This is a genomic window from Paenibacillus polymyxa, from assembly GCF_018614975.1.
GTDB classification, from domain to species: domain Bacteria; phylum Bacillota; class Bacilli; order Paenibacillales; family Paenibacillaceae; genus Paenibacillus; species Paenibacillus polymyxa_E.
The window spans coordinates 1-18,574 of sequence record NZ_JAGGNR010000041.1; the positions used below are offsets into that span (position 1 = coordinate 1).

Annotated in this window: 19 protein-coding genes; 1 reads left to right on the plus strand and 18 read right to left on the minus strand. The window is 46.4% G+C overall.

The window, feature by feature from the left end:
- Positions 1–352 precede the first annotated feature (352 nt).
- From J7E78_RS24910 to J7E78_RS24990, 17 genes are all read right to left on the minus strand, one after another.
- On the minus strand, positions 353–1,183 hold the full coding sequence (locus J7E78_RS24910; RefSeq protein ID WP_215078963.1) for a uroporphyrinogen-III synthase: 831 nt from the start codon (positions 1,181–1,183) through the stop codon (positions 353–355).
- 130 nt (positions 1,184–1,313) lie between these two features.
- Positions 1,314–2,516 carry a GerAB/ArcD/ProY family transporter gene (locus J7E78_RS24915; RefSeq protein ID WP_215078965.1) on the minus strand — a complete coding sequence of 401 codons (1,203 nt, stop codon included), beginning with the start codon at positions 2,514–2,516 and terminating at the stop codon, positions 1,314–1,316.
- Positions 2,517–2,571: 55 nt separating this feature from the next.
- Positions 2,572–2,793, minus strand: coding sequence for a hypothetical protein (locus tag J7E78_RS24920; protein ID WP_215078967.1), 222 nt, complete (start codon positions 2,791–2,793; stop codon positions 2,572–2,574).
- Positions 2,786–3,985: a Ger(x)C family spore germination protein gene (locus J7E78_RS24925; protein ID WP_215078969.1), complete on the minus strand. Its 1,200-nt coding sequence runs from the start codon at positions 3,983–3,985 to the stop codon at positions 2,786–2,788. The genes J7E78_RS24920 and J7E78_RS24925 overlap by 8 nt, the downstream gene beginning before the upstream one ends.
- A gap of 4 nt (positions 3,986–3,989) precedes the next feature.
- On the minus strand, positions 3,990–5,585 hold the full coding sequence (locus tag J7E78_RS24930) for a spore germination protein (protein ID WP_215078971.1): 1,596 nt from the start codon (positions 5,583–5,585) through the stop codon (positions 3,990–3,992).
- Positions 5,586–5,759: 174 nt separating this feature from the next.
- On the minus strand, positions 5,760–6,746 hold the full coding sequence (locus J7E78_RS24935) for a siderophore ABC transporter substrate-binding protein (protein ID WP_215078973.1): 987 nt from the start codon (positions 6,744–6,746) through the stop codon (positions 5,760–5,762).
- Between the two features lie 42 nt (positions 6,747–6,788).
- Positions 6,789–7,547 carry an iron ABC transporter ATP-binding protein gene (locus tag J7E78_RS24940; RefSeq protein WP_215078975.1) on the minus strand — a complete coding sequence of 253 codons (759 nt, stop codon included), beginning with the start codon at positions 7,545–7,547 and terminating at the stop codon, positions 6,789–6,791.
- Positions 7,541–8,509 (minus strand): iron chelate uptake ABC transporter family permease subunit, encoded by a 969-nt coding sequence (locus J7E78_RS24945; protein WP_285229468.1) that lies wholly within the window; start codon positions 8,507–8,509, stop codon positions 7,541–7,543. The genes J7E78_RS24940 and J7E78_RS24945 overlap by 7 nt, the downstream gene beginning before the upstream one ends.
- The gene (locus tag J7E78_RS24950) at positions 8,506–9,459 is read right to left on the minus strand and encodes an ABC transporter permease (protein ID WP_215078977.1); all 954 of its coding nucleotides are present in this window, start codon (positions 9,457–9,459) and stop codon (positions 8,506–8,508) included. Before J7E78_RS24950 ends, J7E78_RS24945 begins: the two co-directional genes overlap by 4 nt.
- Before the next feature lie 247 nt (positions 9,460–9,706).
- Entirely contained in the window at positions 9,707–10,042 is a 336-nt protein-coding gene (locus J7E78_RS24955; RefSeq protein WP_215078979.1) for a hypothetical protein, read from the minus strand.
- A 44-nt stretch (positions 10,043–10,086) separates the two neighbouring features.
- On the minus strand, positions 10,087–10,788 hold the full coding sequence (locus J7E78_RS24960; protein WP_215078981.1) for a pirin family protein: 702 nt from the start codon (positions 10,786–10,788) through the stop codon (positions 10,087–10,089).
- Positions 10,789–10,987: 199 nt separating this feature from the next.
- Complete coding sequence (locus tag J7E78_RS24965) at positions 10,988–11,401, minus strand: DoxX family protein (RefSeq protein ID WP_215078983.1); 414 nt, start codon at positions 11,399–11,401, stop codon at positions 10,988–10,990.
- Positions 11,402–11,451: 50 nt separating this feature from the next.
- Positions 11,452–12,312 (minus strand): M56 family metallopeptidase, encoded by an 861-nt coding sequence (locus J7E78_RS24970; RefSeq protein WP_215078985.1) that lies wholly within the window; start codon positions 12,310–12,312, stop codon positions 11,452–11,454.
- Between the two features lies 1 nt (position 12,313).
- Positions 12,314–12,730 carry a BlaI/MecI/CopY family transcriptional regulator gene (locus J7E78_RS24975; RefSeq protein ID WP_017691824.1) on the minus strand — a complete coding sequence of 139 codons (417 nt, stop codon included), beginning with the start codon at positions 12,728–12,730 and terminating at the stop codon, positions 12,314–12,316.
- Positions 12,731–12,939: 209 nt separating this feature from the next.
- Positions 12,940–14,403 (minus strand): catalase, encoded by a 1,464-nt coding sequence (locus J7E78_RS24980; protein WP_285229469.1) that lies wholly within the window; start codon positions 14,401–14,403, stop codon positions 12,940–12,942.
- A 224-nt stretch (positions 14,404–14,627) separates the two neighbouring features.
- A complete protein-coding gene (locus tag J7E78_RS24985) occupies positions 14,628–15,434 on the minus strand; it encodes a winged helix-turn-helix transcriptional regulator (RefSeq protein ID WP_150365790.1) in 807 nt (268 codons plus the stop codon).
- Positions 15,410–15,805 (minus strand): Fur family transcriptional regulator, encoded by a 396-nt coding sequence (locus J7E78_RS24990; protein WP_215078989.1) that lies wholly within the window; start codon positions 15,803–15,805, stop codon positions 15,410–15,412. The genes J7E78_RS24985 and J7E78_RS24990 overlap by 25 nt, the downstream gene beginning before the upstream one ends.
- Before the next feature lie 272 nt (positions 15,806–16,077).
- On the opposite strand from J7E78_RS24990, the gene J7E78_RS24995 reads away from it, so the two are divergent.
- Positions 16,078–17,190 (plus strand): GGDEF domain-containing protein, encoded by a 1,113-nt coding sequence (locus tag J7E78_RS24995; RefSeq protein ID WP_215078991.1) that lies wholly within the window; start codon positions 16,078–16,080, stop codon positions 17,188–17,190.
- A gap of 124 nt (positions 17,191–17,314) precedes the next feature.
- On the opposite strand, the gene J7E78_RS25000 is transcribed toward J7E78_RS24995, so the two are convergent.
- The gene (locus J7E78_RS25000; RefSeq protein ID WP_047840782.1) at positions 17,315–18,253 is read right to left on the minus strand and encodes an aldo/keto reductase family protein; all 939 of its coding nucleotides are present in this window, start codon (positions 18,251–18,253) and stop codon (positions 17,315–17,317) included.
- Between the last annotated feature and the right edge of the window lie 321 nt (positions 18,254–18,574).

Below are 18,574 nucleotides of genomic sequence, written 5' to 3' on the forward strand. Positions count from 1 at the left end.
CTCTCTTGTCCTAAAAAAAAGGCTATTTTTAACGGTGCGGCAGGATTCACTTCATGTTACGGCCTGTGGATTTGCTCGCACTTCGTGTTGAAGTTACTTTGTCACGGGGCTTCAACCTTAGGATTTCTCCACCAGCTGCCCGTCAGCTACGAGGCGACTTGGCTCTTACCTCGACCGGACTTTCACCGGCTAGTTGTGTCTAGCTTGGCTAGGCGCGCAAACAGAAAAAAGTCCTGATCCAAAAAACGGATCAGAACCAGAAGTAACATATACATATACGATTCGTTTTAAACCATCCATCTACCTAATGATTGAAGACGTTCATAGTCATGAAAACTATGATTGCAGGCCACTAATCTCTAATCTTGGCCGCACGCCCTGCTGCAAAATAACGTCCAAGCTCAACGATGAGTGCTCCCATCTTCTCTTCCTCCGGAATGACCAGTGCCTCGATGCCCTCTTCACGCATGGCATTTGCCGTCACTTTGCCTACGGATGCAGGGATTACACCTTGTCTGAACGCTTCAAGCATCGGTTCAAGCTTGTCCTGAGATGCTGCATATTGCGCCAGGAATCGGACCTGCGGTCCACTTGTAAAAGCAACAGCATCCACCTCGTGCTGTACAATCTCAGTCAAAAGCTGTTCCAGCTCTGCCTCTTCCGGCGGTACATGGCGGTAAGGAAGCACTTGTCTGACGATTGCCCCTTGTTCTTCCAACCATGCAACGAGTTTGGGAGCGCTCTCCCCATGAAGCTGCAACATAACCTTTTTCCCTGCGAGATCATGTGGAGCGAATTCTCGGATAAGCCCGTCCGTGCTACCATCATCATCTCGTACCAGCGGTGTTAACTTGCGCTTTTTGAGCGCATTCACCGTCTTGTATCCCCTTGCCGCAATTGAGGATTCCGACAATACATCCAACAATTGGCCTGCCACTTCCATATCCTCAGCCATTTCAAACAATGCATCCAACCCCATACCCGTAGTTAATACCGCCCAGTCTGGCGGGTCTGAGATCCAGGATACCAGCCCGTCCCTGATATTCCGATCATCCAGGAATACAGTCCCCTGTGCCGGTCGCACAAGCGGGATTCCCCCCATTTTTTCAACCAGTATGGACATTTCTTTCGATTTTCGTGGTCCTGTCAATGCTACACGCACACCTGCCAAATGTTGAGCCATTCATGTTCCCCCCGTTAGTCCAGCCGAATGTTCATCAGTCTGACTACAGTATACAGGGTACTTCTGTGAAGGGAAACTGTGCTTACCCTATTTTTGCCCGTTCATCTATAAGGATTTTTGATGGGATGTATCAGGAAGGTTGGAGTTCCCCACCATGAGAATCCTTCTGTCTTTGCTCTCCGTCCTTCTTTGAATCAGACGATTCCTGTTCGGGGTCATGCTTCTCTTTCCTTGAACGCTCTCCTGATTTCTGTTGGGAAGATGCTTGTTTATCCTTTTTGCGCGGACGAAGAAACAGAAACAGTACGATAGGGAACAGCACTTCAAAAACAATAGCGATCCATGTCCATTCCCGCGTAAAACGATTGAGCTGAATCGCGTTTCTGAAAAACCAGAAGGCACAAACAAAGCCCACAAGTGCCACCGGACCTGTCATGACCTTTCCCGACACGTTCGGAATCATTCGCTTCAACCCCCAGCAGACAAAATACAGGTCAAATGCAATCTTCGTGATCATGGTAGGTAAGGTTGCTGCGGCCAGTGCCAGGTCAAACCGGTCCAGAAAATCACTGATTTGCAGCTGCCTTGCCAGCTCATAGGAAGGGTATACCAGTCTGGAAGCAATAGGTACTCCAATCGCTGCAATCGTTTCTGTAACAATCAGCATCATCAGGCAAGCTGACAGTATAATGCCCGACAGGACAGACTTGAATCGAAAATCACTGCCCCTGACTACAAAAGGCAATGCAATCATCTCTCCATAAAATGAAAATATGTACCAACTCCCTTTGCCTACTCCCGCAACATCTATATGAAAATAAGGCATCAGGTTATCCATATTGATCTGCTGAATAAGCATAAAAGGCACAATCACAGAGTTTAACAGAAACAGAGTCACATACAACTCTGTCATGCCAATCAAGGAACCGAGTCCACCCCTGACAATAAAGACCCCCATAACAATAAGTGACAAGACCACAATGGAGATGGGTGTGGTTTCTAACAGCGTCATGCTTATATAGTCACCCGTTAAACGGAGATCTCTCGCCAGCACGAAGAAAAAAAACAAAATGTACAGCAATCCGGCCACTCTTCCAAGGAAGGGAAACCGTTCAACCAGAGATTGGAACAGATCCTTATCAGGAAATCTTCGCTGAACCCGGCTTAACATCCACAGCGATGCGGTCATCACAAGCACCACTGGCACATATGAGAGATAAGCGTGCTGCTCTGCATGGTAAATCGTTTGAGCATGGGGTTGAATCAACGTTCCTGAAATGCTGAGCAGCAGCACAAGCAGTACCATCTGACGGTGGGTCACTCTCTGATTCATGAACTACCTCCTTTCACTCCTGTGAAACGTAACGGCATGTCCCCCTATCCACCCTCTAGGGCAATGGCAATAGTCGCTGGATGACGTGGCTTATCCATACTGACAGAAATACGGTTTTGCTCAAATGGGTGACATAAAGCCAAATGCCTGTACCCAATGCAATCAACCCATAGGATAGCCAGCGATTGATATGGGCCGTCTGCTTCAAATGTCTAAAATCCATCAAAACCACCACGATGACCATCCCCAGATAGGTAAACAAAAGCGGTTTAATCATGTATGATATCCTCCTCCATGACACCGATCGGTTTATTAATCACCCCTACATTTTCGATAATGACATGGGGAGTAACTTTCACCTCAACATCGGGATAAATGACATCCCAGCGATCCTTCATCTTCTCCCATTCCGCGGGCAGATGTTGATGGATGGATCGACCAACACCCAGAATGTCGGCATGATATTTTTTCTGAACCAACCGAACACCTTCCTCAATATCCGATTTGATTTTTTCATGAGTCGCTTCATTTAAGTTCAGGATCTCGTTCTCACGCCGGTCACCATAATTAGATTCGTTATCTACGAGAACGCCCTTGGCATACAATTCAATGTTCACGGTTACCTTGCCATTCTTGATGCTCGGGTGCAGGGAAGAATTGTTCTCGTTCAGCTTGATGAACATATCTCCCTCGCCGCCAGGAGCTTTAACCATAACTTCTGGCGCATTAGCCTCGCCCATGGCCAGAATCAACGCATCGGCTGGTGCCTTATCAATCATGCCAACCAACTTGTCTTTCTTGAAGATGGCTAACCCATCCAACTTGATATTGGTTTTTACGTCCTTCCAGTTCTTCGGTACATTTTCTTCAACTGAAGCTATGGGCAAGAAAGGATCTACACCTGCACTTAGAATGGTATCGATGAACGTTTTGAGTGAGCGTGGGTTACGCATGTTCAGCAAACACAGTTCCCGCACCATCTCGGAGGGGAACTTCTCAATAGGTGCATCCGTGTCCAGTACCTTATATGCTTCTCCTCTGGTGATGACGGGAAGTGCCGAGAAACGATTGAGCGGATATCGCGTCAACAAATCCAGCATGGGAGCAACCCCCTCCCTCGCCAATTCCTCACCAATCAGCAGTGTACGGCGATGAGCGTAATACAGCCTGCGGGACAAGGCTTTTTGCCCTTCAAGAGATGTTCCGCGAAAAGTTTTTGCTGTATTGGACAACATGAACCAAGATTTGTCCCCACTTGTACCCCCGCCACCTCCCGAACTGCCGGTAGAAGCGGATTGACCGGGAAGAGCAATCTGCAGACTTGATCTGTAGTTCTCCCCTTCCTTATCAATCGCAATTCCGATCACAAAGGCAATATCGTTAATTTCCTCTCGATCCCAGCAACCGGAAATGAGGGAGGTACATAACAACAGAGCTATAACTGCCCGGTACTTATATATGAACTGCATGGGTTCACCACCCTTCCTCAGCTTCAGGGGAACCGTTGATCTTTTCGGTCATCCGTTTCTGATCCCGATGTACCGTAGAAGGACGATTGATCATTTTCCACCACGGCACACGAATAAGAATATCCTTGGTATCTGTTTTACTGTACGGGCTAAGACCTGACAGATAAGGTACACCAAACGAAGTCATTTGTGTCAGATGTACCGAGATCAGGACCAAGCCAATGACGATGCCATATAGTCCAAGCATACCCGCCAATAACATGATCGGAAATCGCAATAAACGTACGGTAATCGCAAAGTTAAACCGCGGAATTGTAAAGGAAGCTATACCTGTCATGGATACGATAATAACCATCGGTGCGGACACAATTCCCGCCTGAACTGCGGCCTGCCCGATCACGAGCGCACCGAGAATACTGACTGCTTGACCAACTGTTTTCGGTAACCTGACCCCCGCTTCACGAAGGGCTTCGAACGATAGCTCCATGATGAGGGCTTCGACCAAAGCCGGGAAAGGGATGGCTTCACGAGCCCCGGCAATACTGAGTATCAGTGTCGTAGGTAACATATCCTGATGAAATGTGGTAATGGCGATATACAGCGCTGGAAGGAAAAGTGCAATAGCTACGAACAGAAACCGTATCCAACGCAACAGATTACTGATGAAGAATCGTTCATAGTAATCCTCACTGGCCTGGAGCATCTGCCACATCGTGACTGGAGCAATTAACGCAAAGGGAGTGCCGTCTACTAAAATGGCAAATCGTCCTTCCAACAAGTTACCTGCTACTGTATCCGGGCGCTCGGAATAGTGCATCTGTGGGAATGGAGAATATGGGTGGTCTTCAATCAGTTCCTCGATATAACCCGTCTCCAGAATGCCATCGATCTTTATTTTTTCCAGACGTTTCTTCACGTCCCGGATCAACTTCGGATCAGCAATATCGTCCAGATAGGTCAGAACAATATCGGTTTTGGTTTCTGTGCCTAGTGTCATACTTACCATCTTGAGAGAGGGAGTTTTCAGCTTGAACCGCAGTAAAGCCGTATTCACGCGCAGTGTTTCGGTAAATCCCTCCCGTGGTCCCCGAATTACGGATTCCGTCTGAGGTTCCTCCACACCGCGTCTGACGCCACCTTTGACGTTAAACATCCAGGCTTCGTTACTTCCATCGATCACCAGAAGGGCGGAGGATGCCAGCACCCCTTCAGCCGCGGCAGCCCAGGTGTTAACGCGCTTCACCTGTGTTAGCTCAACGGTTGTGTCATCCAGTGGAACATCAGGTTCATCTGTACGCTGCTGCACCAGCCCACGAATAATCGGACGCAGCATGTGTTCCTGGATATCAGCCGAATTAACAATACCTTCAATGTAGACGAGAAGTCCTTTCACTTCGGGCGTAATCATGACGTTGCGAAAAACCACATCCGAGCAATCGGAGAAGATCTCCTTTACCGCTTGAAGCTGAGTTTCATGTACTGCACTAATCGGCTGCCGCAGAAAAGGCGGGGACGGCAGTCCCAAAGGGATATGTTTTTTCTCTTCTGAAGCTCGTCCCGGTTGTCGGGACTTGTCTTTCCCAGATGTTTTGTCCGCCATATGCCGCCCCTCCGTTCTTGTTTTTATACAAGGTAGCTTGTGCCAGACAGCTGGGAATTATGTGGTCTTTTTTGCAAAATTACGATTACATTCTCTGAGTTTTCAGACAGCAAAAAGGCCTCTGTATTTAACAGAGACCTTCCTGACACCCAACACATACATTGTTACTTCACTTTAGTTGATGCTTGCATCCACTTCTTTAATCATTTCTTGAATGGATTCCAATCCACCGCCAGACAAATACCAGTAATTTGGATCCAGATAAACAATATGTCCTTCTTTATATGCTGTTGTATTTTTCACCAAGTCGTTCTCGATCACTTGTTTTGCCGGGGATGCCTCACCGTTACCTGCAACCACTGCACTGCGATCAACTACAAAGAGGTAATCCGGATTCTGCTCCATGACATATTCAAACGAAACGCTCTGCCCATGTGTGGATACTTCAATGTTTGCATCTGACGGAGTAAAACCAAATATATCATGAATAACGCCAAAACGGGAACCGGCACCATATGCGCTCAATTTGCCTTCGTTCGTCAGGACGATTAACGCATTTTTACCTGCAGCCGTTACTTTGTCATGTAATGTCTTAACGGATGTTTCGATCGATGCGATGGCTTCTTCTGCTTCTTTTTCTTTACCAAAGATGTCCCCGAGTGTTTTCACGTTACTGGTCAAAGAATTCATATAATCTGCCGTATCTACCGCCATATATATGGTTGGTGCAATCTCACTCAGTTCTTCATACGAATCCTGGAGTCTTCCTGAAATAATGATCAGATCTGGTTTCATCGCATTGACTTTCTCAAAATCAGCTTCTTTCAGACCACCAACATTGGTGTACTTCGCATCATTATACTTGTCCAGATAAGGAGGTACACCTTCCTGCGGAACACCTGCAACTTCAACGCCAAGCTGATCCAGTGAATCCAGTACACCGTAGTCAAAGACAACGACCTTCTCCGGATTTTTCTTTACGGTTGTTTCACCCAGTTTATGTTTGATAACCACTTCTTCACTTGCTTGATCTGCTGGTGCAGCAGCTTCTGATCCTGTGCCACTGCTTGTACCTGTATTATCCGCTGCCTTATTCCCACCACAAGCTGCCAGGACAACCGACAGCACCACGAATAACGTAAACAACCAACCCTTTTTCATGAATAGACACCTCTCACTCTCTATATTTGACTACCTTCTCACTCACGCAAAATATACACAAATCTTACGTCCATCGATCCATTGCACAGGAATGTGCATGTCATAGACGCTCTGCAATACATCTGTATCGATAATGTCTTCCGTCTTGCCTTCTTTCACTACGCGTCCATCCTTGAGCGCAACAATATAGTCGGAGTAACAGGAGGCAAAATTGATGTCATGAATGACAATAACAATCGTTTTGCCGAGTTCATCCACCATTCTGCGCAGCACCTTCATAATCTGAACAGAATGTTTCATATCCAGGTTATTCAAAGGTTCATCCAGCAAAATATACTCGGTGTTCTGGGCAATCACCATGGCGATATATGCCCGCTGCCGCTGTCCGCCACTCAGTTCATCCAGATACTTCTTGCGGAATGGGCCCAGTTCCATATAGTCGATGGCCTCCTGAATCCACTGTTGATCTTCTGGTGTGAGCCTTCCTTGTGAATACGGGAACCGGCCAAAAGCCACAAGATCCTCCACAGTTAACCGGATGTTGATGTGATTGGACTGTTTGAGGACTGATATTTTGCGCGACAAGTCCTTGTTCTTCCAGCTTTCAATCTCGCGTCCTTCAATCAGGACTTGTCCTGTATCCTTGCTGATTAGCCTGGTAATCATGGATAACAAGGTACTTTTCCCAGCTCCATTAGGACCAATAAATGATGTAATCTTTCCTTTGGCAATATTCAGTGATACGTCATCCACTACCCGGACGCCGCTGTATTGTTTGGTAACATTTCTGACTTCTACCACGACTTATTCTCCTTTAGCAGTAAATAGATGAAGTACACGCCGCCTATAAAGTTAATAATGACACTTACTGTGGTTGCAAATGTAAACACCCGCTCTACAATAAGTTGTCCACCAACCAGTGCCACTACTGCGATCAAGACCGAACCCCAGATCAGTACGTTATGCCGATATGTCCGGAATACCTGATGCGCCAGATTCACGACCAGCAACCCCAAAAACATAATTGGACCCACCAGCGCTGTAGAGATCGAAACCAGAACCATCACAACCAGCAGTAGCCTCTTCACAATGTAATCGTAATCCACCCCGAGATTCACTGCGTGATCTTTGCCGAGGGACAATACGTCGAGATATTTGGTAAACTTCTGCGCGTACAGCAGGATCAGAATAATTGCAGCGATTGAGATGATCAGCAGATCCGTATTCACATTGTTAAAGCTCGCAAACATCTTGCCCTGCAGCACAAGGAACTCATTGGGGTCGATCAGTACCTCCATGAAGGAAGACATACTCTGGAACAGCGTACCCAGGATAAGACCCACCAGGAGCAATAGGTAAATATTACGCCCCTGTTCTCTGCGGAACATGAACTGATGCAGTAGTAGAGCAAACAACGTCATGAGCAGGACAGATATTGCAAAATTAAGGTTTTTGTTCACAAAGCTGATATGTGTGCTTCCAAACACAAACACAGCAAACGTCTGAAATAACATATACAAGGAATCGAGGCCCATGATGCCAGGTGTCAGAATGCGATTGTTGGTTATCGTTTGGAAAATAGCTGTAGAGTACGCGATGCAGGCACCTGTCAGTACAATGGCGAGAATCTTTTTCCCTCTACGAGGCAATATGTAATCCCAGTTCCCTCCGGATTGAATGACCAGAAATACACCAATCAGCAGCATTGCCGCTGCAATTAACAAGACCAACTTCCATGTATTCGCCGTATATTTCATTCTCATGATCCATAAGCCTTTCTTCGAAGCAGTAAATACAGGAATAATACACTTCCCACAACTCCCACAGTCAGACTGATCGAAAGTTGATAAGGATAAATAATTAATTGACCCAGAATATCGCAGACCAGAACAAAAATCGCACCAAGCACTGCCGTATGAGGCAATGTATCACGTAAGTTATCCCCTTTGTACAGTGTTACGATATTTGGCACGACAAGGCCCAGAAACGGAATTGTACCTACAGTAATAATCACTACCGCTGAAACCATCGCCACCAGGATCAGGCCGATATTCACAACTCGTCGATACGCCAGTCCAAGGTTGGTTGAGAAATCTTCGCCCATCCCTGCGAGTGTAAAACGATTAGCAAACAGGTACACGATAATGAGTAACGGAATACTGATATAGATCAGTTCATAACGGCCCTTCATGATGGTGGAGAAGTCACCTTGCAGCCAAGACGAGATGTTCTGGATCAGATCGTTTTTGTAAGCAAAAAATGTCGTGACGGAGCTTACAATGTTGCCAAACATAAGACCTAGCAGAGCGATATATATCGTATCCTTGAACTTGACTTTCTCCAGAATTCGCATGAAAATCAGCGTTCCCGCCAGAGCAAAGGCAAAAGCGACCAACATTTTTTGCAGAGGGGATGCTCCCGGGAACCACATTAACGTCACAAGAATACCCAATCTGGCTGAGTCCATCGTTCCTGCTGTTGTTGGGGAAACAAATCGGTTGCGTGTCAGCTGCTGCATAATCAGTCCGATTACACTCATGCTGATCCCGGCGACAAGGATGCTAATGAGGCGGGGAAAACGGCTAACTTGTAATACCTGTAGCTGGACTGAGGACAAATGAAATATATCCAATGGTGAAATGTCTGAATTGCCAATAAATATGTATACGATAGACAATACAGCCAATACGATCAACATATAACCTAACTTCATCTCTCTACTAATCCCCTTACCGATCGCCGTAAAACATTTGTAGTTGCTCTACCTCGCATCATTTGATATTGATACTCATTATCAATTAAATGAATTATATCGATATTAAATTCATCATGTCAACCTTCGGTTGCTCTTTTTTCTTAAATTTCATGAAACAACCTGAAATACATATACTATAAAATTGATGATATATAAGGAAAAAAGCCTTCCATGTGGAAGGCTTAATATTTATTATAACGTGTAGTTAATCTGCAAAATAATCTTCGGGCACATAACGAATCTCCGACTTCGCATAGATGCTTAGCGTGTGACTCTCCCTGTCGTATACTACCCGTTCTCCTTCTACGTAGTACCAGTGTTTCAAGAGGGGCTGATCCTTGCGTTGGACGAATCGAAATACGTTCAGTTCCTGTCTAAGCTCCATAATCTGTTCCACAATCTGCTCGTCCAGACCCGTAACGGTAAACATGAAGCCTGTACCCTCCTGTTGGAACCGATAGGACAGGGAATCTGTTTTGCTATTAGCTAATCCTCGCCCGGTCACCGCATGTTTAACCATAAACCATTCCTGTTGCGCCATACGTGTATATCCTCCTTCATCTTGGAGTTCATTTCATCAGCCATCTACGGCAAATCAATAATCATATAGAACGTATCTTCGTTTGCTTGCAGTTCTATTGAGTCCCGCTGTTCCACACGAGCCGTGTCGCCTTCGTTCAACAGGTACTCTCCATCCAATCCCAGCTTGCCTTCGATGGAGAAAATGTACATTCGGCGCCCGGTATCCTGATCAAAGGTTAACGTTTCGTCTTTGGCCAATCGGCCAAGGTAGATCGTCATATCCTGATGAATGGTTGCAACTCTTGGTCCGCCATCCGGCGATACAATAGGCACTAGCGCTCCTGCGAGTGCAGCTGGATCAAATGATGTGGTCTCATAGGAGGGTTGCAATCCTTTTGTATGCGGCATGAACCAAAGTTGTAGCAGACGTACTTCTTCGGTATCGGATGCATTATGCTCGGTATGAATCATGCCACTGCCTGCTGACATTCGCTGAATCCCACCAAATGCAGTAACGGCCACATTGCCTAAGTTGTCTTCATGCCGTAGCTTGCCGTTCAGTACGATAGATACAATCTCCATGTCACTATGTGGGTGAGCCCCAAAACCGCGCCCAGGCGCGATCACATCGTCGTTCGCTACCCTCATCGGTCCAAACGCCGTATTCTCCGGGTCTTGGTATTCTCCGAAAGAAAAGCTGTGACTGCCACGGAGCCAGCCTCGATCGAAGCTGGAGCGGGCATCGGATGGAATGACGTTAATCATAAAATGCATCCTCCTTATTTTTTCTTAGTAGCATACTTATTCTCATTGTAACAAACCTCAGGCATGTCGTCCAAACGAAAAAAGTTCTCTACTGATCAGCCCGGTTCGCAAATCAATTCCCGAACCGGCCTGGCCAATAAAGAACCTCGTTACAGGACTCATCCTGCACTTCATTATTTTTTAGCAATTGTTAGTCAATTCAAGCACTCACATTCTGGCGAGCCTTCCCCTGTCTGGAGAACAGATAATCCACGGCCATGAAGCGGCTTCCTGTGAAGAGCAGTGTCAGGGAGCCCGCCAGCAGCAGGTAATCTAACTCGGTACCACTCAGGAACGGCTCACCAACTTTGGCTGTAAACAGAACTCCAACCATCACGATGGCAAACAGGGCAGCAAACACACGTGTTCCCAAGCCCAGAATCATCGCCGCACCACCTACCAACTCAATGATGGCTACAACGGATGCAAGAAATCCAGGAATGCCAATACTCTCGAAAAAACCTACCGTACCGCTGATTCCACCTTCGAATTTACTCCAGCCGTGCAATACAAAGATCAAACCGATCATAATCCTCGAGAAAAGTAATCCAATCTCTACACTTTTATTATTCATGTTCATCTTCCTTCCTCGTTATATTCGACTTCACATTTAGCCTAATTAATCTATCCGATGGACCAAACAAACAAGATAGACAGCAATAGAAAAACAGTAGCCGACATCAGAACAGCATAACGTGGCAACCTCAGCGTCACGTCCTGTTCCGGGTCCAGCAGACGTGAAATTCGGACATTCACCGACGTATCCGCAAATGAGGATTGAACGGTCAGTTCTTTGGCCCCCCAAGGTTCAGGACAAGCACGGAGCAGCTTGAGCAAAGCACTGCCAATGCCTGCTACATTGCCTGTACGCTCAATGGCCTCATTGTCTGCCAGAATCTCTCTAACGATATTGTAATGTTTCGAAGTATGCTTCAATACGGGAATATACGGCATCATGCTTGCAAATACCGATAACAGTGTCGTCTTGAGTGGGTCACGGTGCCACAGATGATGGACTTCGTGGTACACAACTGCAGTCTCCTCTTCTGCATCCAGCATCGTCAGAAGCCCTGTGGAGAGTACGATGCAAGGTCTCCATAAACCAATTGTAAATGCAACTGGAGATGACTTGTCCACGACAATGAACCCGGGCTGTCCGAGATTGTGATACTTGGACTCCAATTCGCGGGACAATGCATGCACCTCCATGGAGCGGAGTTTACGTACGGCTGCCCTGGTTTTCATTATACGCACCGTTAGCAACCAACCTGTTCCCGCAAATGTCAGCAATACCAGTGCCAGCAGGAAATGTCCCACGGACAACCAGCCCAGTCGACTCATCCAATGATTGCAGAGCCAGAGCAGGTTAAACGGGATATCCCAGCCAAAAATTTTGTACATCGCGTACATGAACATCTGCATGAACACGAGTAACGGAATGCCAAACCCGACGGTAAACAAAAGTTTCGAGCGGGTCTTCCACATCTTAATCGCTATCCTTTTTCCATTGTTTGATCTTCTGTTCCAGGCGTTCAATCAGACCCGCATCTGCTTCGTCCAGCGCATCCAGCATATGATTCAATGCCAAAGCTCCGAATTCATCCACCAACTCATGTGACAGTTCCTTGGATTGGTCGTTCATAAACTCCTCCTTACTCTGTACCGGTTGGTACAAAGATGTTCTTCCCTTCTGTGACTTTCCGAGAAGTCCCTTGTCTACGAGCCGGTTCATCACGGTCATGACTGTATTAAAATTGACGTCTTTGTCTTGTTCAAGTGCGGTCTGCACTTCACGGATGCTACTGCCAGGACGAGCCCATAAAATGTCCATGATCTTGGCCTCCAGCGGACCGAAAAATCGGTTGAGCCCACGCTCACCCACTTTAAAATTGTGTATTCTCATGTTCTGACACCCCTCACACTACCCATTGTAGTGCCATCATATGAGAAGTCAACCTCTATGTCAGCTATTTAATGTAAATGATTTGTAAATTTGTTTTCCATTTCAGTAAAAAAGGCCAAAGACCGGGAAATTCCGCACGTTCACGGTTTTCCCGGTCTTCACCAAATATTAGTCCGTATGATGTTGTGAGTACAGGGTCAAACTGCACTTTATTTTCCATCCTGTGACGGCATATGTGCAGAAATATCCACACCAAGTCCATGAGCCAAACGTCCGCCAAACTGTCCATCCGCCCGGAAGAAGTGGCACAGGGCACGCATTTGAATATCAACAGATACGCCCTTGAGGTCATTGATCAGATTATCCAGCAAATGCTGCTGCTCTACAGGGGTAAATGAACGGAAAAGCTCCCCTGACTGTGTGTAATCGTCCGTTTTCTCGATTTTCTCGCGTGTAACATGCCCTTGCAACGGAACCTGACTGTCCCGGTATGCCGGATCTTCCTGTGAGCTGTTTCCTGAACTGTTGGGTTCATAATTCACCGGAGATGGGTCCTGATTCACATTCATTAGCCCATCACGCTGATAATTACGAACAGGTGCATAAGGGCAATTCACCGGAATTTGCAAATAGTTCGGTCCAAGCCGGTGACGCTGTGTATCTGGATAGGAGAATAGGCGTCCTTGCAGCAATTTATCTTCGGAAGGCTCAATTCCAGGAACAAGCGCACTAGGAGAAAAGGCCGCCTGCTCCACTTCAGCAAAGAAGTTTTGCGGATTCCGATTCAGGGTCATGGTCCCTACTGTATGGAATGGCAATACATCTTCAGGCCATGTTTTGGTTGGGTCGAGTGGATCAAAAGCAAAATCATCCATTTGCTCCGGTTTCAAGAGCTGTACCTGTAACTTCCACTGTGGGTATTGACCTTTCTTAATATGTTCATGCAGGTCCCGGGTAGCATGATTAAAGTCCTGTCCTTGTACCTCGGCAGCTTCCTGACGAGAGAAGCCTCGCACGCCTTGTGCAGACTCCCACTTATATTTCACATAATGGACCTGTCCCTGTGCATTAATCCATTTGAAAGCATGTACGCCAAAACCATCCATCTCCCGATAACTTGCCGGTGTGCCCAGATCAGAGAACAACCAGGTCATCATATGCGTTGATTCCGGTGAGAGTGTCATAAAGTCCCAGTAACGAGCAGGTTCCTGAATGTTTGTATCTGGAGCCGGCTTCAAGGAATGCACCATGTCGGGGAATTTCATGGCATCACGAATGAAGAAAACAGGCAGATGGTTGCCTACGATATCATAGTTGCCTTCACGTGTGTAGAATTTCACGGCAAATCCACGCGGATCTCGTGCAGTCTCTGGTGATCCCGTACCATGAATAACGGTTGAAAAACGAACCAGCACATCCGTCTCCGTACCCGGATCTTGCAGGAAGTCCGCTGTTGTATAAGCCTTCATACTCTGCTCCAGCGTGAATACACCATGAGCTCCGGCACCTCTCGCATGTACGACTCTTTCGGGAATACGTTCACGATCAAAGTGGGCTATTTTCTCAATGAGATGGTAGTCTTCAAGCAGTGTCGGCCCTCTTCTGCCTGCTGTGCGGGAATTCTGGTTGTCACCTACAGGTGCTCCCTGATTCGTTGTCATACGTTCTGTCATCATGTCGTCCTCCTCTAATGGATCTCACGGCTGTTATATATCTACTATTAAAATCATATTCGGCTTCGAATCAAATATACATTTAGACTTGATCTAACTGTTAAATTGATTCTAACATGTCCCACTCTACTCTTGCATGAGGTTCACATGAGATTAAGATGAGGTTCTTACACACTTCATGAATGAACGATGAACATGTTTTTAAAGCAACAAAAAAAAGCGGACTAATCCGCCAGGCGGTAGCCCACTCCTCTTACAGTGACAATATATTGCGGCGAAGACGCATTATCGCCCAATTTTTTGCGCAAGCTTTTGATATGAACATCGACCACATTACTTCCACCCGTAAAGTCCGTCTCCCAGATATCGCTGAGCATCTCCTCACGGGAAATGACTGCACCTTTGGCATCAATCAGCTTGAGTAACAAATCATATTCAGTCTTGGTTAGATGAATCCGGTTATTATCACGCTGCACACTCATCCGTTCACGATCGAGCCAAAGATCTTTAAATCCGATACGGTGCCCTTCCTCAGGCAAAAAACCACGGTTGGGCAGAGCAGGGCTGTTGCCAATCATGCGCTGCACCCGGTAAAGTGCTTCCTGCGGGCGTGCAGGCCACACCAGCAATTCCTCCTGAAGCATCGGTCCACTCGCGCTGCCGATCATCTTCTCACCGACCAGATACAGACAAGGGGTTGTATGCTCAGCCTCACGATTCAATCGGCTGCTAATACCGGCAAATGCATCGATAGTTCCGGCCACAGACAGGTCATAAATCAACAGATCAAAGACAAGGCGCTCATGCAGATCCGGTTCCCAGCGATGAAAGACCAGTACATCAAAGCAGCTATCCGTTAAGGCTTTTACCAGTTCATGGACCTGCCCCGGCATCGGGCTGATCAGAATAACACGCCGTGTAACAGGACAATTGTCCACAAGGGGTGCCGAGTCGGACAAGGCTGGTTTAACCCTAAGGGGTAAACGGCGCCCAGGCAGTTTTATTTTCACTTGATCCGTTTGTTTCTGCATTCCCCGCAGACACCTCCAAAAACCACATGAGCATGATCGATTGCATATCCGGTTTCATCAGCTACCTGTTTCATCCATTGTGGAGGAACCTCCGTCATCACCTCGTCCACTTTGCCGCATACTTCACACATAATGTGCTGATGATCATCCATACGGGCATCGTATCGGCTTGCTGTCTCTCCGAGTTTAAGTTCCCGTATCAATTCTTTGTCCGTCAGATAACGAAGAGAATTATACACCGTACCATAGGCCAGATTATATCCTTGTTCCACGAGTCGATTCATGACATCAGCAGCTGTCGGGTGATCCTCCGAATGGCGCACTACATCATATACCGCTTGCCGTTGTATCGTCAGATTTAAAGTTCTCACAACCATTCTCCTTTATTATTGATCCATTTTATATGAAATCAAACACTGATCTTCTACTTATGATGCTCTTCCCAAAAAATAAAGAATAAATTTTGATTTAGATTAAGTATAAATCTTATTGTATATTGAAGTCAACATCCACGCCATTAACCCAAATACGGAATTAAAAAAATTTCCCAGCAATCCCCTCAAAAATTTGGGATAATATGGTTCGCTACAGCAACACTTTTCAGATAAAATATAGGGATGTGCGTATAAAGGGGGAATGTCGGTTGTTTAGCACTTTTTTCATTAATATCTGTGTCATGATTACGTTTATGTATGTGTCGGGGATCATCGCGAAGTTCTATAGTATCCGATTGCCTTTTCCCTCGTTACGTGTTCAATTGATCGGCGGCTTATTATTCGGTATATATGGCACAGTACTCATGAACTATTCTTTCCCTCTGAACGAGACTACGATTGTTGATCTACGGCATCTGGCCATCGTTACCGCAGCGGTATATCTGGGAGGATTGGCTTCGGTCGTTACGGGACTCATGCTCTCGGTCCTTCGTATTCTGATGTTCGGCTTATCATCCTCTGCCATAGATGCAGGATTTGTCATGACTCTGATTGGACTGTCCGGTGTATACTTCGCCTATGCTCCCTGGTCCAGACTGACCAAAATAATTACAATGAATCTGCTTGGCATAACATTAATCTTTATCATCCTTATGCTAAACACGGATAGCATGAATTCATTAATGAGAGTATATCCGTTACAGATGACCATTTCCTTTGTCGGTGGATTATTTATCTATTTCATTGCAGAATTCATTAATAAATCCAATGAAATGTTATTTCTATTGGAAAAAAGAGCATCTACCGATCATCTTACCAACCTGAGCAATCGACGACAGTTCGAAAAATCACTTCAACTGGAACTCCAGCGTGCGAGGGATGATCAACAGAAGCTTTCCTTGCTTGCCATTGATATTGACCGATTCAAAAAGGTAAACGACACCTATGGTCATTCCGCTGGCGATGCGGTCCTGAAGCAACTTGGACAACTGTTCGTTGAGCATGCACGTTCTGCTGATATCGTGTCACGAAACGGTGGGGAAGAATTCGCCATTCTCTTGCTCGACTGTGGCCACCGTCAAGCCGTAGCTACCGCCGAATCTATACGGCAGGCTGTAGAGAAATACCATTTTGCTCTGCCCGACGGGCACACGACACGTCTAACCATCTCCATTGGTGTAGCCGTGTATCCCGATCATTGTGATGATCATGACGATGACGACTTCTTCGAACAGGCCGACCGTGCTTTATATGAAGCCAAGAATACAGGGCGTAACCGTGTGTGTGCCTTAACTTTTCGTTCCTTGCCTCTTACACTTTAAGGTAAGATCTAACCTTTCAACGTTCTCCAAAAAAGGGATGTCTCGTTCGCCCATTCAGGCGCACAGGACATCCCTTTTTTTATCGATCATTGCATATCATCTCAGCTTGTGTACTGACAGGAGATCAAGCAAGGATGCTCTCAATCTCCTCGACAATGGCAGCATCCAGCTTCACGCCAGATGCAGCCGCGTTCTCTTTTACCTGCTCGGGACGACTCGCCCCTACAAGTGCACTGGATACATTGTTCTGGCGCAGAATCCAGGCAAGGGCCAGTTGACCAACCTTCAGATCCAGCTTGTCCGCCACTTCAATCAGTTGACGAACTTTCCCGATACGATCCGCATTGATCTTTCCTTCGTCCCATCCTAACTTGGCCGCACGGCTATTCTCTGGGATATCGGAAACGGACGTATATTTTCCCGTCAATAGACCTTGAGCAAGCGGGGAGTATACGACTTGTCCAATGCCTTTACGCTCGCCGAGCGGGATAATCTCATTTTCGATATAGCGGTCAAACATGTTGTACACCGGCTGATTGACCACGATACGATCCAGGAGCAGACGGTCTGCTGTACCCAGCGCAGCTTCCATCTGAGCCGCAGTCCACTGGCTGACGCCTACATATAACACTTTGCCTTGGCGTACCAGATCATCGAGCGCGCGGAGTGTTTCTTCAATTGGTGTTTCGGTATGATAACGATGGCAGTAATAGATATCCACATATTCAACGCCCAGGCGCTTCAAGCTGGCTTCACATTGCTCCTTGATATGTTTGCGAGACAATCCCTGGTCATTCGGACCATCACCCATTTTGCCAAATACTTTGGTTGCAAGTACGTAAGAGTCACGGGAGTACGCTTTGAGCGTCTGCCCAAGCAGTTCTTCGGCTGCACCCCGTTCGTATACATTGGCTGTATCAAAAAAGTTAATGCCTTCATCAAATGCAGTTTCAATTGATTTTACCGCATTTTCACGTTCCACATACCCTCCGTACGTCAGCCAGCTTCCCAGGCTGATCTCGCTTACTTTCAGTCCGCTTCCACCTAATCTGCGATAATCCATTGATTGCATATCCTCCTCTATTGGTTATAAAGATGAAGTTCATATTCTATTGTAACGTAACCAGCTCGGATGAACAGAGCTTTTGCTCAGAAAATGGAAGTGCACTGCCTTTAACAACTAACTCTTCCGTACGATTAAAGGCCTTTGGGAACCTTTATCCGCAGCAATTAAAGGAAAGTCCATTATGCCCACTACGTTGTGTGACCATTATCACACCCAAAAAACCACATATAGTTTATAAATGGATAATACGAATCTACATATAGTATTTAACGTGAATTGAATGATAACCAAAATCATTTTAGGAGCCATTCCTGTAAT

Coding starts and splice junctions, on each gene's coding strand:
- J7E78_RS24910 (WP_215078963.1), bottom strand. CDS start 1,183: ATGGCTCAACATTTGGCAGGTGTGCGTGTAGCATTGACAGGACCACGA.
- J7E78_RS24915 (WP_215078965.1), bottom strand. CDS start 2,516: ATGAATCAGAGAGTGACCCACCGTCAGATGGTACTGCTTGTGCTGCTG.
- J7E78_RS24920 (WP_215078967.1), bottom strand. CDS start 2,793: ATGATTAAACCGCTTTTGTTTACCTATCTGGGGATGGTCATCGTGGTG.
- J7E78_RS24925 (WP_215078969.1), bottom strand. CDS start 3,985: ATGCAGTTCATATATAAGTACCGGGCAGTTATAGCTCTGTTGTTATGT.
- J7E78_RS24930 (WP_215078971.1), bottom strand. CDS start 5,585: ATGGCGGACAAAACATCTGGGAAAGACAAGTCCCGACAACCGGGACGA.
- J7E78_RS24935 (WP_215078973.1), bottom strand. CDS start 6,746: ATGAAAAAGGGTTGGTTGTTTACGTTATTCGTGGTGCTGTCGGTTGTC.
- J7E78_RS24945 (WP_285229468.1), bottom strand. CDS start 8,509: ATGAGAATGAAATATACGGCGAATACATGGAAGTTGGTCTTGTTAATT.
- J7E78_RS24950 (WP_215078977.1), bottom strand. CDS start 9,459: ATGAAGTTAGGTTATATGTTGATCGTATTGGCTGTATTGTCTATCGTA.
- J7E78_RS24955 (WP_215078979.1), bottom strand. CDS start 10,042: ATGGCGCAACAGGAATGGTTTATGGTTAAACATGCGGTGACCGGGCGA.
- J7E78_RS24960 (WP_215078981.1), bottom strand. CDS start 10,788: ATGATTAACGTCATTCCATCCGATGCCCGCTCCAGCTTCGATCGAGGC.
- J7E78_RS24965 (WP_215078983.1), bottom strand. CDS start 11,401: ATGAATAATAAAAGTGTAGAGATTGGATTACTTTTCTCGAGGATTATG.
- J7E78_RS24970 (WP_215078985.1), bottom strand. CDS start 12,312: ATGTGGAAGACCCGCTCGAAACTTTTGTTTACCGTCGGGTTTGGCATT.
- J7E78_RS24975 (WP_017691824.1), bottom strand. CDS start 12,730: ATGAGAATACACAATTTTAAAGTGGGTGAGCGTGGGCTCAACCGATTT.
- J7E78_RS24980 (WP_285229469.1), bottom strand. CDS start 14,403: ATGACAGAACGTATGACAACGAATCAGGGAGCACCTGTAGGTGACAAC.
- J7E78_RS24985 (WP_150365790.1), bottom strand. CDS start 15,434: ATGCAGAAACAAACGGATCAAGTGAAAATAAAACTGCCTGGGCGCCGT.
- J7E78_RS25000 (WP_047840782.1), bottom strand. CDS start 18,253: ATGGATTATCGCAGATTAGGTGGAAGCGGACTGAAAGTAAGCGAGATC.